Raw genomic sequence first — 13591 nt, forward strand, 5'->3', positions numbered from 1 at the left:
CCTCACTTCGCTGGAACACCCCTCAACCGTCTCGGCGCTGCGCGCCAATCCACCTTCTCCCACAGGGGGAGAAGGAAGAGGCGCCACTCAAACATTTGGACTATCGTCACGATTGCTGCACTATATCAGTGCATAAGCGACGCTATGGGCCAGGGAGAATTGGGCGCTTGAAGGAAGTCAGGATACAGAAGCCGGAGCGGCAGCAGCGCCTGTTTGGCCTGTCGACGCCGCTCAGGGCCGCTGTCATTCCGCCGCTGTCGGCGGCGCGCTGGCTCCTGGTGCTGATCGTTGCCGCTGGCGTTTACTTCTTCCACGGCTTCCTGTTTCCGGTCCTTGCCGCCCTGGTGATCGCCTTCGCCAGCTGGCCGCTCTATCGACGGCTGCTCGCCGGCGTCGGCGGCAACCGCACCATCGCGGCGACGCTTGCGATCTTGTTCATCCTGACCTTCCTGGTGGTGCCGATCGCGCTTGCCGGCACCTACGCCATCAATGAGGTGCGCGAATGGGTCAACTGGTCGATCGAGACCAACCGCTACGGTGCGCCGACGCCGCACTGGATCGCCACCATGCCCGTGGTGGGCGAATGGCTCAATGAACAATGGACGGTCAACGTTGGCCACCCTGGCGGCATCGGCGAACTGATCCAGCTGATCAGCGGCGCCAATATCGGCAGCATCTACCGCGGCGTGCTTGCCGCCGGCGGCAGCGCCTTCGGCCTTTTGCTGACGCTGCTGTTCATGATGATCGCGCTGTTCTTCGCCTATCGCGACGGCGAGCATTTCGCCGGACAGGTCGATCGCCTCGGCGAACGCATCCTGCCGGCCAGATGGGAACGGATCTCACGCGTGGTGCCGGCGACGATCTCCTCGACGGTGACCGGCATGACCGTTATCGCCATCGGGGAAGGGCTGGTGCTGGGCATCGCTTACTGGTTGGCCGGCGTGCCTTCGCCGGTGACGCTCGGCGCGCTGACCGGCATCATGGCGCTGATCCCCGGCGGCGCGCCCCTGTCCTTCACGCTGGTCTCGATCTATCTCGCCGCCAGCGGCTCGCCGATGGCTGGGCTGGCACTGTTCGTCTGGGGCGCGGTCGAACTCTTCGTCGTCGACAAGACATTGCGCCCAAAGCTGGTCGGCGGGCCGATAAAGCTGCCCTTCCTGCCAACCTTTTTCGGCCTGATCGGCGGCGTCAAGACGATGGGTTTTCTCGGCCTGTTCATAGGCCCGGTGCTGATGGCCCTGCTGGTCGCAATCTGGCGCGAATGGCTGCGCGAAGTGGAACTGACCGATGAGCTCGCTGCCGCCGAACCGGCGGAGCACGATGACGCGCCGCCGCAGATCGAAATTGTCGCCGAACGTGCCGCCGCGAAAAAGAATCAGGCCGGGTGACTGACGGCGAACGTGGCGCGGCGCTTGCGCCCCTCGTGCAACTGCCAGAGCGAATGGCCGATCAAGGTCATGATGAGGATTGCGCCGCCGATCAGGCTGTTGCGCGACGGTGTTTCGGCGAAGATCATCCACACCCAGACCGGCGCCAGCACGGTTTCTAACAGGTAGAACATCGCCACTTCCGGCCCGGAGATGTATTTCGGGCCGTTGGCGAGGCAGAAGAAAGAGATCGGCATGATGACGGCACCGTTGAAGACGATCCACCACGGCGCGTTGACGTGGAAACCCACCTTGGAAACCATCAGGGTGGCGACGGCCAGCGGCAGGACCACTCCGATCAGCGCCGTGAAACCCATATCCTTGCCGCTTGCGCGCGAGATAGTAATGGCCGCGGCGATCATGAAAGCCGAGCATAGCGCCATCAGGTCGCCGAAGAGATGTCCGGTTCCAACGGAATCGCCGACAATGATCGTCACGCCGGCGATCATCAGTGCCAGCGCTGCAAGCGTCAGGGGCCGTGGCCTCTCCTTCAGGAACAGCCATGACAAAAGGGCCGCGAACATGGTTGTGAACGCCAGGATGAAAACGAGGTTGGCGGTCGAGGTGCTGTAGACGCCGGTGATGAAGGCGATCGAGCCGAGCCCGTAGAGGGCGGCAACGATGAGCCCTGACCAGCCCGGGATAAGCTGCGGTGCCTTAGCACTCAGCGAGCGCCAGACGGCCCAGATGATGAGCGTGGCGACGAAGGTCGTGCCGGTGCGCAACAGCAGGATCGTCCATGCCTCGCCATCGGCGAGGCGGATCAGCGGAATGTCGACGGTCAGCGTCAGCCCGCCGATGGCGGTGATCAGAAGGCCTCTCTGGTGCTCGTTGTGGGAAGACATGCGGCAATTCTCGCGTAGGCTTGGAGGCGAAAAATTGACCTGCCCGGTTTTCCAGCCGATCGGCCGGAAGCCCAGCGGGCATCCTCCTCGAAACAATTTAAGAGTGAATACCGAAGTTCAGCGCGAAACCGCTTCGTGATTGTAGCGTTCCCAACCTTTCGGGCCGAGATGCTCCTGCGGCTGGAAGCGCATCTTATAATTCATCTTGCGCGAGCCGTTGACCCAGTAACCCAGGTAGACATGGGGCAGGCCCATCGCCCTGGCGCGGGCGATGTGGTCGAGGATCATGAAGGTGCCGAGCGACCGGTCCTCGAAGTCCGGGTTGAAGTAGGAATAGACCATCGACAGGCCATCGGCCATCTTGTCGGTGAGCGCCACAGCGATCAACTCGCCCTGGCCCTTGCCGGTGATGAAGCTGTCGGGTCCGCGGCGACGGTATTCGATGACCTTGGTGTCGACATGGGTATCCTCGACCATCATGGCGTAGTCGAGCACGGTCATGTCGGACATGCCCCCACGGCGGTGGCGGGCGTCGAGATAGCTGCGGAACAGCGAATACTGCTCGGTGGAGGGCTCGGCGTCGTGCATGGCGCCGACCAGATCCGAATTATGCTGTATGACGCGTTTCATGTTTCGGCTGGCGGTGAATTCCTGCGCCAGGATGCGTACCGACACACAGGCGCGGCAGGTCTCGCAAGCCGGCCTGTAAGCGATGTTCTGCGACCGCCTGAATCCACCCTGCGTCAGCAGATCGTTCATCTCCGGGGCCTTGTCGCCGACCAGGTGTGTGAACACCTTGCGCTCGAACTGGCCCTCGAGATAGGGACATGGCGAGGGCGCGGTCAGAAAGAACTGCGGCGACTGGGTCGGGTGCTGCGTCATCGAGCCTTGGAAACACTCCTGCGAATCGCTCTACCTTTGGCGCGGACGCCGAAAAATTCAACAGGATTGTGAAAGCCTGGTTGATTGGACGTCTTCACATTTGTGCGCAAAGGCTGCGGCCGCGCTTCAAAAGTCTGCTCAGCGGCCGCTGCGGCTGACGACGGTGCCGAGCAGCAGGTCGTGCAGCGTGCGCTTGCGATCGGAAAACAGGCTCACCAGTAGGACCAGCGGCGAAAGGATGACATTGCCGGCCCAAAACAGCACCGAATGCACGACGGCGGTCAGCCCGTCGATGGGGCTGCCGTCGAGTCGGTCGAGCCGGATGCCCATTATCTTCATGCCGGTGGTGGCCTGGTCTTTACTGCCGAGCGTGTTCCAGATGTAGAGGATGGCGACGGCCGGCACGAGAATGGAAAACAGCATCCAGCCGAGGCCGAGCGTCAACAGCCCGAACAGGAACACCAGGATCGCGAATGGAATGGTGAGCAGCGCCACGATGAAATAATCGATGACGAAGGCGAGAATGCGCCGCGTGCGCACGCCCTCATAGGCGCTGATATCTTCGAGCCTGTTGGTGATGATTTCGCCGTCGAGAACGCGAGCGTTCATGTCATTTCCTCGTAATCGAACCCGGGTTAATGCACGGGGCCGCTTGTTGATGAAATGGTGAAGGTTCGCGGCGGAATCAAGATCGAGCCGTCCACCATGTAGATGGTGACGGAGCACTTGGCGCCGTCTGTGACTTGTTGAATTTGTGGGGCGGATAGCGTTAGCTTGCTGCGGCGCAACAAAAAGCGCCAAGCCGAGGGGACGGGGCGACATGGACTACGACATGCTGGTCATCGGCAGCGGCCCATCCGGGCGCCGCGCCGCGGTGCAGTCGGCCAAGCTCGGCAAGTCGGTGCTGGTGGTCGACAGAGGCCGGCGCCTCGGCGGCGTGTCGGTGCATACCGGCACCATCCCGTCGAAGACGTTGCGCGAGACGGTGCTCAACCTCTCAGGCTGGCGCGAGCGCGGCTTTTACGGTCGCGGCTACCGGGTCAAGCAGGACATTTCGGTCGGCGATCTGGTCGAGCGCCTGCACAAGACGCTCGACCATGAGGTCGAGGTGCTGCAGCACCAGTTCATGCGCAACACGGTCAAGAGCGCACGTGCCGCGGCAAAATTCCTCGGCCCCAACAAGGTCAGCCTGACCACCGACACCGGCGACTACAGCGAGGTTGGCTTCGCCCATGCGCTGATCGCGGTCGGCACCCGGCCGCACCGGCCCCGCGACGTGCCGTTCGACAAGACACGGATCTTCGACAGCGACGAGATGCTGGAGCTCGACCGCCTGCCGCGCACGCTGACGGTGATCGGCGCCGGCGTCATCGGGGTCGAATATGCGACGATCTTTTCGGCGCTCGACGTGCCGGTGACGCTGGTCGAGCCGCGCAATACCATGTTGGATTTCGTCGACCGCGAGATCGTCGACGACTTCATCCATCAGATGCGCGACCGCGGCATGACCATCCGATTGGGCAGTGCCGTCAAGGCGATCGCCTCGAAACCCGATCATGCTGAGGTGACGCTGGCCGACGGCCGCACCATACGTTCCGAGATCGTGCTTTATGCCGCGGGACGCACCGGCAATGTCGGCAATTTGGGGCTCGACGCCGTCGGCATCGAGGCCGATTCGCGAGGCCGCATCAAGGTCGATCCACAGACCTTCCAGACAAGCGCGCCGAACATCTATGCCGCCGGCGACGTCATTGGTTTTCCGAGCCTGGCCTCGACTTCGATGGAGCAGGGCAGGGTGGCCGCCTGCCATGCCTTCGGCGTGCCCTTGCCGCCGCCGCCCGAAACCTTTCCCTACGGCATCTACGCCGTGCCGGAAATCTCCACCGTCGGCCAATCCGAGGAGCAGGTGCGCGAGAGTGGTGCAGCCTATGAGGTCGGCGTGGCGCGGTTTCGCGAGACCTCGCGCGGCCACATCATGGGCGTCAACACCGGCTTTCTGAAGCTTCTGTTTTCGATCGAAAAACGCCGTCTGCTCGGCGCCCATATCGTCGGCGAGGGCGCGACCGAGCTCATCCACATCGGCCAGGCGGTGATCAATCTCGGCGGCACTGTCGACTTCTTCGTCAACAACACCTTCAACTATCCGACGCTGGCCGAAGCCTACAAGATCGCCGGGCTGGACGCCTGGAACCGCATGGGGCGAGGCTAGCTTCGAGGCTTATCGATCTGACGCTGCAACGGCGACTGCAGGATCTGCCAGCCATCGCCTGACGATCTCGGCGTCCGGATTGCCGATTTCATGGCCGGAGGCGACGGTGTGGGCCTCGACTTTGGCGCCATGCCGGCTGAGCAGTCCGACCAGCGCGAGTGCGAAGGGCCGGTAAGTCAGGTCGTCGGCGCCGGATAAGATTACCACCCGTGCGTTGCTGAGATCCGCCGGCGGCACCTCGTCCAGAACCGGCATCGGGCGCAGCAAAGCGGCTTGGACGATGAGCCGCAGATGCAGCAGCATCACGCTTGAAACCAGGTTGGCGCCGTTGGAGTAGCCGATAAAGGAGGCTCGGGCGAGATCGAGGTCGTGGCGTTTGGCGGCCTTGGGGATGAAGTCAGCGAAAGCGTCCGCCTCTTTGCGGATGCTGTCCTGCTCGAATCGTATCGGCGAAATCCGCCTGAACCAGCGGAAACCGTCTTCCTGGGCGATCCGGCCACGCACCGCCACCAAGGTGGCGTGCGGCGAGACTTGGCGCCCCAGCGGCACCAGAGTCGTCTCGTCGACACCCGATCCATGCAGCAGAAAGAGGCACTCTCCGGTTGGTGCTGCGGGCCTGTAAACGCGGTAGAAAAATGGCAGGTCACGCCGCAAAAAGTCATCTTCCGGAGGTTTTTCGGACATAGTTGCATCCTTTTGTTTTCACGATGTTTTCATTCGTTTGCCGGCTTCAAAACGGAATATTTTCAAGCTCCGCGAAAGTTGATTGAACCGGGCGCATTTCAGTCCGTTTCTTTGCCGATATAATTCCCGCGGGAGGGATTCGAAGCAGTGTGCGCCGGGTGGTCGCATACCGCGCATGAACAACCAGCTTTAAGGCCTTTTATCGATGACCATGCCAGTTTCGCCGGAACGCGATACGCGTATTGACGTGTTCCGGGCACTCGCCCTCCTGACCATATTCATCGACCACGTGCCGGGCACAGTTTTCGAAACCCTGACCTACAAGAATTTCGGGTTTTCGGATGCGGCCGAGGCCTTCGTGCTGATCTCCGGCATGTCCGTCGCTCTCGCCTACGGCACCAAATTCCAGCCGGGAAACCGGCTGATTGCAACGCTGAAAATGTGGCGCCGCGCCGGCGTGCTCTATGTCACCCACATCGTCACGACGATGGTGGTCATGGCCATCTTCTGCGCAGCGGCGGTGTTTGCGAAACGGCCGGACCTTCTGACGCTGATCAACATCGAGCCGCTCGTCAGGAACCCGCCGCAAGTCCTGGTCGGTATCGTCACGCTCGGCCATCAGCTCGGTTACAACAACATACTGCCGGTCTATGCGGCGCTGCTGTTGATGGCGCCGGCCTTCCTGCTGTTCATCAGCTACAGGCCACTGGCCGCGCTTGCCGTGTCCGCAGCCCTTTGGCTGGTTGCCGGAATCTACCAGATCGCGCCGCCGAACTACCCGGAGCCCGGGTTCTGGTTCCTCAATCCGCTGTCATGGCAATTACTGTTCAATATCGGCATGGCCAGCGTGTTGCATGTGCGGCGCGGCGGCACCATCCCGGTCAATCGGTGGCTGGTCGGCGCGGCGGCCGCCTATGTGCTGACGGCGCTCGTCTGGGTGCATAGCCCGCTGTGGGGGCATGTGTCATGGCTCGACCTGCCGGTGGTGCTGACCGGTTTCGACAAGACGTTCCTGTCGTTGCCGCGGCTGCTGCACATCCTGGCGATGAGCTATCTGGTCGTCGCCTTGCCTTTCGTCTCGAACCTGTTCCGCACCGGCCGCGACAATCCGCTCGCCATATTGGGCAAACGCTCGCTGCCGGTTTTCATTGCCGGCACGGTGATTGCCATGGCGGCGCAGGTGATGAAGCTGATCAACCCGGGCGGCATTGCCTATGACAGTCTGCTGCTCGCCGCCGGCATCGCCATGCAGTTCGCGCTCGCCTTTTATCTGGAGTGGCTGTCCGCAATCGGCTGGTCCGGCAAGGGCAAGCCGGTCCGCAACGAGGCGTTGCCTGTTCGTCCATCCTTTGGCATCGGTCCCATGGCGGCAAATAGATAAGATTTGGTGCCGATCTGCCCCAATCAGCCTGTACTTAGCGGCGGTCCGGACGATTCCCTGACGACAAGTTCGACGTCGAGCGTTTCTCGCCGCACCGTGCCGTCGAAGTCGAGGATTCTTCGCGCTGCCCGGCGGCCGATCTCGGCGATCGGCTGGGCGATGGTGGTGAGCGGAGGCTCGCAAGTTGCGGCTTCAGGCACGCCGTCGAAGCCGACGACGGAAACATCGCGGGGAACCGCGATGCCCCGTGCGTTGAGCCACTCCAATGCCACCATTGCGATCCGGTCCGACATCGCCAGGATGGCGGTCGGCGGTTCCGCCAAGGCGAAGATGGTTTCAAGGCCAGCGCTTGTGCTCGCCTTATCGTTTTCGGTCTCGTAGACTGGCACCTTGGTGGTGTCGACACCAAACCGGGAAAGCTCTTCGAAATAGCCGAGGAGGCGATCACGGGTTCCGGTATAGGACGCCGTCCGGACCTGCTCGGGCGAGACAAGACCGGTGCTGTCGTCGGCGAAGGCCAGCGACAACACGGCGAAGCGGCGATGTCCAAGTTCCGCCAGATGGCGCGCCGCGAGCCGGCCGCCGGCAACATTGTCGATACTGATCGCGGAGACCGTGTCGTCCTGCGAGCCGAGCTCGAGCGCGACGAAGGGGAGCTTTCGTTCGCGCGTCAGCTCAACGAGACGCGGACCGCCCTCGATGCAGAACAGGATGAAGCCGTCCACGAGAGCGCTCTGGATATTCCAGGCAAGTTTTTCCTCGTTGCCAGCCGACACGAGGGCTATCCCCGCGCCGGTGGCGTCGCAGGCTTCCGAGATGCCGGCCATCATCACGCGGGCAAACGGGTCGTCGAAGAAGTAAGACAGCGGCTCGGTTGTGGCGACGCCGATCGCATTGACCTTGCCGGCACGCAGCAGGCGGCCCCTGGGATCCGGGCCGGCGTAGCCCAGGGCGTCGGCCGCCGCCTTGACCCGCTCGCGGACTTCCTCCCGCACGATTTCGGGACGGCTGAAGACATTGGAGGCAGTGCCGTGCGATACGCCGGCGGCCTTGGCGATGTCCGCCAGCCGGATGGGCCTCCTGCCGCCTTCGGTGAGTGATGCCATTTGTTTGTCTCCAGGACTCCTGTCCAACAGTATCGCCGATTACCTAACATCTTCCTTGGATCGATTCAAATTTTTGCTTGACATTTATGGTGTGACGCGTATTCTTGAATCGATCCAAGAGCGGTTTTTATCCGCAGATTGGATCGATACAAGAGGAGAGCACCATGCACCCCGTCAATTATCTGTTCGAGGACATTTACCGGAACGACTGGAGCATCCGCTCGGGCGCGGATGTCCGCAAAGGGCACGACAGGACCGGTCCGTGGATTCGCGACCTGCGTTTCCTCGTCGGGCGCAAGCGGAGCTGATCGGCGGCCTGTTTTTGTGCCTGCGGATTGGATCGATTCAAAAAGCTAGAGGACATTAAGCCATGCATCCGATCAAGCATCTGTTCGAAGACATCTATCGCAATTATTGGGGCATCTCGCCGGCCACCGAACGGCTGGAGCGACGGCGTATAGTCAAGACGCCCAAGCGCGACGGCCAAGTTCGGCCCGAACGTCCGCGAGACTGAGCTGGCAAGACGGAGCTCGTGGATCGAGCGCGGCTGGCGAAGAGCAGCGGCCGCCATTGGTTGCCGCATCAATGGCGGCGCGGGCGTACCAGCGCCGAGGCGGCCATCACGAGCCAGCCGCCGATGAGCAACGTGCCGCCGATCGGCGCCGACATCGGGAACAGCCGCGAGCCAAGGAAGTCGCGGGCCAAAAGATCTCCCGAGAAAAGCAGAAGCCCGACGAGAAGGATGAGGCTTCCGGTTCGCAGGATTCTATTGCCACCGAGCAGCCCGACGGTAAGGAAGACCGGCGCATGCATGAGCAGGAAGGATGCGGCCGTACCACGAAAGCGCCGCCGAGATGTGCCGCCGCCGCCGAAAGAGCCACGCCGGTTGCGCCGCATAGGCCGCCGGCAAAAATCAGAATGCGACTGCCCGCCGTCTGTTCAGCCATGCTCATTTCCACGCCTCCACGATTCCTGGCGACCGCCTGAGATAGTACGGCGAACCGTGTCAGGATTTGCCGGCTTCCGCCAGCATGGCGCGTTCGCGGCGCGACTGGACCAGCCAGTTATAGGCCGCTCCGCCCGCCATCAGCACGGATGTGCCGAGAAACACCGAGCGCATACCGAAATGGCCGCCAACGAAGCCGCCGAGCAACGGTCCGGCGACCTGCCCGACATATTGCGCCGAGATCGACAAGCCCAGCACATTGCCGCCGACGCCATCCGGCACATTGTGGCGGATGACGCTGGTGATGCAGGGCACAAGACCGCCAAGCGCCAGGCCCATCAGGAAACGCAGGCCGACGAGTTGCCAGCCCTGCGTAACGAAGGCCTGCGGGATCAGGAGCAGCGCCGAGACGGCGAGTGCGGCAACGATTACGTTCCAGTGGCCGATACGGTCGGCGAGCTTGCCGAGCCGCGACGCCGACAGGATGGCGCCGAGCGCTGCCGCGGACATGACGATGCCGGAGATCAGCGTGACCTGGCTCTGATCTTCGATGAGCTGTTGGACATAGACGGTGATGATCGGCTCGATCGACATGGTGGCAAAACTCAACAGCATGCCGGTCGCCAGCATGGCGACGACGGGGCGCTTGTCGGGAATCTGCGACCAGCCGCCTCTCGCGTTTTCTTGTGAGGCCGCCTTGACGGCAACCGGGCGAGGGGCCTCCTTGATCAGCAAGGTGGTTGCCAGAAACGCCAGGAAAATGACGCCGCCGGCGAGCAGGAAGGTGGCGCGGATTCCAATCAGCGGCGGCAGCGCGCCGCCGAGCAGCGGACCGACCAGGGCACCGGCGGTTATGCCGGCCGACAGCACGCCCAGCGCCCAGCCGGAGCGATCCTTCGGCGTCTGCATCGCAACCAGGATGGTCGAGCCCGAAGAATAGCCGCCGGCAAAGCCGATCAGTAGGCGCAGGAGCACCAATTGCCAGACGGTCTGCACCATGCCGGTCAGCGACATGCACAGCGCCATGCCGAAACTGGCACGCACCAGCATCAGTTTGCGGCCGTAGCGGTCGCCTAGCCGCCCCCACAGCGGTGCGACCAGCGCGGCAGCAAGGAAGGTTGCGCCGTAGGCAATGCCCGACCACTGGACGATCGCCGCGTGACCCTCGGCGCCCAACTGCTCGACGTAAAGCGGCAGGAAGGGCAACAGCAGCGTCATCGCTACAAGCGTGCTGAACGAGCCGGCAAAACACACGGCGAGATTGCGACGCCAGTGGACGTTGTGCGTGCCTTGCGTGGCGAGGGTGGCGTCTTGCGGCATGTCCTGTCCTCTCCGGCCGGCTTGGATGAAAACTTGTCGTGGATCCCATTTTGGTATACCGGATTGGTATCCCTCATGGACGCAAGGCTGGTCGCTGTCAATGCGGCCCCTGCAAAGTGATCGGCAACAAATGGCCGGTGAACAGAGAGCCAATGAACCGGCTCCAACAAACGGAACGCCAATGTCGCAGATGCAAAACGTCGAAAAGCAGCTTCGCGAGATGATCCTCGGGCTCGAGATCGGTCCGGGCGAGCGGCTGACGGAGCGCTGGGTCGAAAGCCGTTTCGGCGCCTCGCGTACGCCGGTCAGGGCGGCATTGCTGCGGCTCGAGACCGAAGGCCTGATCTGCCGAGACGGCCGCGGCTGGACGGTCTCGCCTATCAATCTTGCTGAGCTCGAGCAGATTGCCGTCTATCGCGAGGCGGTCGAGGTCGCGGCACTCAGAATAACTTGCACCTTGCAGGACAGAAGTGCCGTCGAAATCATCGAGGCGATGCTCGATTCTTGCGACGACAAGATGCCGCGCGAGGAATGGCATCGCGTCGGCATGGATTTTCATATCGAGCTGGCGCGACTGTCCGGCAACGAGTTCCTGTTCAGAGCGGTTCGCGACGCGATGACACGCCTGTCGCGCGCCCGCTGGCTCGAGGTTCGCGACGAGGCAGCACTTGGCCGTGCCTGGGCCGAACACCATGCCATTCTGTCGGCGGTGCGGGCCGGCGATGCCGATAGCGCCGCCCGCCTGCTTTCAGCCCACATCATTGGCAGCCGCGACCGGCTGGTGACCTCGCTGCGCAACGACCGGCGTGGCCTCCGCGCCAGGGGATTTGCCGTCGTCGCTTGAGTGAGGATCGGCTGCCATTGATCACGAAAAGGGCAGATGAGCGAAGAATGCTACTTTCGGTCTCGCTTCGCAAATGCCGATGGCGTAAGAGCGGCGATGGAAAACAACCGATTTGACACACCCGTGACCGTCAAGGGCGCGGCGGGAAGCAATCAGCTCTTGCGTACGGCCCGCGAGGCTTCCGACTACCTCCTCAACAATTGGCCCGGCAAGCGCAGTCCCAAGCACCGCGAAGCGCTGCAGGCCTGTCATGATGCGCTGGCCGGCGACAAGCCGGCCATGAACGCAAGACGGGCCTTCATTGCCGCAGCTCGTGAAGTGAACGTCTTCGTCAGCGACAAGGCGCCCGCCTGAGGCATAGCGGGATTTGACGGAGGCCCGGACCGCCTGACAGGCCGGGTGTCATCACTCGGCCGTTTCGGTTTTGGTTTGGGACTCGCTCTCGCCCTCGGGCTTCGATCGCTCCTTGGCTGCGACCTTGGCAGCCTGCTTTTCCGCCTTCTTGGCAGCCTTCTGCCGGTCGCGTTCCTTGCGCTCCTGACCGTAGTTCGGTGCTCGTGCCATATCGGTTCCTTTCATTGTGCTTGGCCTTTGCCTAGGAGCATTGGGCCGCAAACACAACACCGCAGAGCACGATCGGCTCCATATCTCGGCGCAGTCCGGGAGCCTGGCTTCAGGCTGTTTTCAGGCGCCATCGCGGTCGAGGACGAGATCGGCCGGACCGAACCGGTCCTTTGCGGTGAACTGCTGGTGCCAGTAGGGATAGAGCACGGGCGGCCTGCTGACCGCGTCGAGCCGTGTGCGCTCCTCATCGCCAAGCACCAGGCTTGCAGCGGCGATATTGTCTTTGAAATGCGCTTCGGTTCGTCCGCCGATCACCAACGAGCTGACGGCGGGCCGGCCGAGTAGCCAGGCAAGCGCCACTTGCGCTGCCGACACGCCGTGGTTCTTGCCGATATCGATCAGCGCGTCGACGATCCGCCACAGCCGGTCCTCGTCGCGGATCGGCGGTTCCGACCAGCCGCTGAGCTGGCGGGCGGTCGGCTGGTCACGGTGGTATTTGCCGGACAGCAACCCGCCGGCAAGCGGGCTCCAGACCAGCACGCCGAGCCCCTGGTCGACCGAGATCGGCAACAATTCATACTCGGCCTCGCGCGCTTCCAACGTGTAATGGATCTGCTGGGTGACGAAGCGCGGCTGGTGATGACGGTCACTGATCCCCAGCCCCTTCATCACTTGCCAGCCGGAATAATTGGAACAGCCGACATAACGGACCTTGCCCTGCGTGACCAGAGTGTCGAGCGCGGCGATAGTTTCCTCAAGCGGTGTCAGGCCATCCCACTCGTGCAGGAAATAGACGTCGATGACATCGGTCCTGAGGCGCTTCAGGCTCCTCTCGCATTCGCGGATCAGATGGTAGCGCGACAAGCCTTCATCGTTGGGGCCTTTGCCGATCCGCATGCGCGCCTTGGAGGCGATCAGCACGTCGCCCTTGCGCTTGCCTCCGAGCGCCTCGCCGATGATCTCTTCCGACACGCCGTTCGAATAGACGTTGGCGGTGTCGATGACATTGACGCCGGCATCGATGCAAAGGTCGATCATCCGGCGCGCCTCGTCGAGGTCGGTCTTGCCGACCGCCGAAAACGCGCCGCCGCCACCGAACGTCATGGTGCCCATGGTCAGCGTCGAAACCTTCAGCCCGGAACGGCCGAGAGTGCGGTATTCCATGTCGTATCCTCACGATTTATCGGGAAAGGGCGTTGCAAACGACAGCCCTCAATGAACCGGGCATTTGTAGGATAATTCGTTCCGCTTGTCGCCAGTTCCGCAGGGCAAGCTCGATCACATCTTTCCGATTGAACGCACAGCCAGCGCAGCAGTGGCTGCAATAAAAACCGTCATTGCCGGCCTATACTAATATCGGTTCAGCGCTTTGATTTCCGGCCG

The 13591-nt window shown here is 62.5% G+C and carries 15 protein-coding genes and 1 pseudogene; 7 read left to right on the forward strand and 9 right to left on the reverse strand.

The features are described from left to right. Window positions 1-167: 167 nt before the first annotated feature. Window positions 168-1388 (forward strand): AI-2E family transporter, encoded by a 1221-nt coding sequence (locus NKH98_RS15520; protein WP_352506529.1) that lies wholly within the window; start codon window positions 168-170, stop codon window positions 1386-1388. Here the strand turns inward: NKH98_RS15520 and NKH98_RS15525 are convergent. From NKH98_RS15525 to NKH98_RS15535, 3 genes are all read right to left on the reverse strand, one after another. Continuing rightward, window positions 1376-2272, reverse strand: a complete 897-nt coding sequence (locus NKH98_RS15525; RefSeq protein ID WP_352899607.1) for a DMT family transporter — start codon at window positions 2270-2272, stop codon at window positions 1376-1378. The two genes, NKH98_RS15520 and NKH98_RS15525, sit on opposite strands and share 13 nt — an antisense overlap. Before the next feature lie 117 nt (window positions 2273-2389). Further along, a complete protein-coding gene (locus NKH98_RS15530) occupies window positions 2390-3154 on the reverse strand; it encodes an arginyltransferase (protein ID WP_023717252.1) in 765 nt (254 codons plus the stop codon). A 138-nt stretch (window positions 3155-3292) separates the two neighbouring features. Beyond that, window positions 3293-3763 (reverse strand): RDD family protein, encoded by a 471-nt coding sequence (locus tag NKH98_RS15535; protein WP_352649947.1) that lies wholly within the window; start codon window positions 3761-3763, stop codon window positions 3293-3295. 211 nt (window positions 3764-3974) lie between these two features. On the opposite strand from NKH98_RS15535, the gene sthA reads away from it, so the two are divergent. Continuing rightward, window positions 3975-5363: a Si-specific NAD(P)(+) transhydrogenase gene (gene sthA, locus NKH98_RS15540; RefSeq protein WP_352899611.1), complete on the forward strand. Its 1389-nt coding sequence runs from the start codon at window positions 3975-3977 to the stop codon at window positions 5361-5363. A 9-nt stretch (window positions 5364-5372) separates the two neighbouring features. Here the strand turns inward: sthA and NKH98_RS15545 are convergent, their stop codons facing one another. Further along, a complete protein-coding gene (locus NKH98_RS15545) occupies window positions 5373-6047 on the reverse strand; it encodes an alpha/beta hydrolase (protein WP_352899614.1) in 675 nt (224 codons plus the stop codon). 205 nt (window positions 6048-6252) lie between these two features. On the opposite strand from NKH98_RS15545, the gene NKH98_RS15550 reads away from it, so the two are divergent. Next, window positions 6253-7428, forward strand: coding sequence for an OpgC family protein (locus NKH98_RS15550; RefSeq protein WP_352899617.1), 1176 nt, complete (start codon window positions 6253-6255; stop codon window positions 7426-7428). Between the two features lie 23 nt (window positions 7429-7451). On the opposite strand, the gene NKH98_RS15555 is transcribed toward NKH98_RS15550, so the two are convergent. Next, on the reverse strand, window positions 7452-8534 hold the full coding sequence (locus tag NKH98_RS15555; protein WP_352899620.1) for a LacI family DNA-binding transcriptional regulator: 1083 nt from the start codon (window positions 8532-8534) through the stop codon (window positions 7452-7454). Window positions 8535-8698: 164 nt separating this feature from the next. Between NKH98_RS15555 and NKH98_RS15560 the strand changes: the two genes are divergently transcribed. Together NKH98_RS15560 and NKH98_RS15565 are read left to right on the forward strand one after the other, a co-directional pair. Next, complete coding sequence (locus NKH98_RS15560) at window positions 8699-8842, forward strand: hypothetical protein (RefSeq protein WP_352899622.1); 144 nt, start codon at window positions 8699-8701, stop codon at window positions 8840-8842. 62 nt (window positions 8843-8904) lie between these two features. Beyond that, window positions 8905-9048 (forward strand): hypothetical protein, encoded by a 144-nt coding sequence (locus NKH98_RS15565; protein WP_352649953.1) that lies wholly within the window; start codon window positions 8905-8907, stop codon window positions 9046-9048. A gap of 68 nt (window positions 9049-9116) precedes the next feature. Here the strand turns inward: NKH98_RS15565 and NKH98_RS15570 are convergent. Continuing rightward, window positions 9117-9487, reverse strand: a pseudogene (locus tag NKH98_RS15570) (DUF423 domain-containing protein). 53 nt (window positions 9488-9540) lie between these two features. Beyond that, window positions 9541-10800 carry a multidrug efflux MFS transporter gene (locus tag NKH98_RS15575; protein ID WP_352899625.1) on the reverse strand — a complete coding sequence of 420 codons (1260 nt, stop codon included), beginning with the start codon at window positions 10798-10800 and terminating at the stop codon, window positions 9541-9543. A gap of 181 nt (window positions 10801-10981) precedes the next feature. Here NKH98_RS15575 and NKH98_RS15580 point away from each other — a divergent pair, with 181 nt between their 5' ends. Both NKH98_RS15580 and NKH98_RS15585 read left to right on the forward strand, forming a co-directional pair. Next, window positions 10982-11644 (forward strand): GntR family transcriptional regulator, encoded by a 663-nt coding sequence (locus NKH98_RS15580; protein ID WP_352899628.1) that lies wholly within the window; start codon window positions 10982-10984, stop codon window positions 11642-11644. Window positions 11645-11740: 96 nt separating this feature from the next. Continuing rightward, window positions 11741-11998 carry a DUF982 domain-containing protein gene (locus NKH98_RS15585; protein WP_023674477.1) on the forward strand — a complete coding sequence of 86 codons (258 nt, stop codon included), beginning with the start codon at window positions 11741-11743 and terminating at the stop codon, window positions 11996-11998. 51 nt (window positions 11999-12049) lie between these two features. Here the strand turns inward: NKH98_RS15585 and NKH98_RS15590 are convergent, their stop codons facing one another. Both NKH98_RS15590 and NKH98_RS15595 read right to left on the reverse strand, forming a co-directional pair. Then, window positions 12050-12208: a hypothetical protein gene (locus NKH98_RS15590; RefSeq protein WP_254817539.1), complete on the reverse strand. Its 159-nt coding sequence runs from the start codon at window positions 12206-12208 to the stop codon at window positions 12050-12052. Between the two features lie 120 nt (window positions 12209-12328). Then, a complete protein-coding gene (locus NKH98_RS15595) occupies window positions 12329-13372 on the reverse strand; it encodes an aldo/keto reductase (RefSeq protein WP_352899631.1) in 1044 nt (347 codons plus the stop codon). Between the last annotated feature and the right edge of the window lie 219 nt (window positions 13373-13591).

Source organism: Mesorhizobium sp. M0833, assembly GCF_040319905.1.
Lineage (GTDB): Bacteria > Pseudomonadota > Alphaproteobacteria > Rhizobiales > Rhizobiaceae > Mesorhizobium.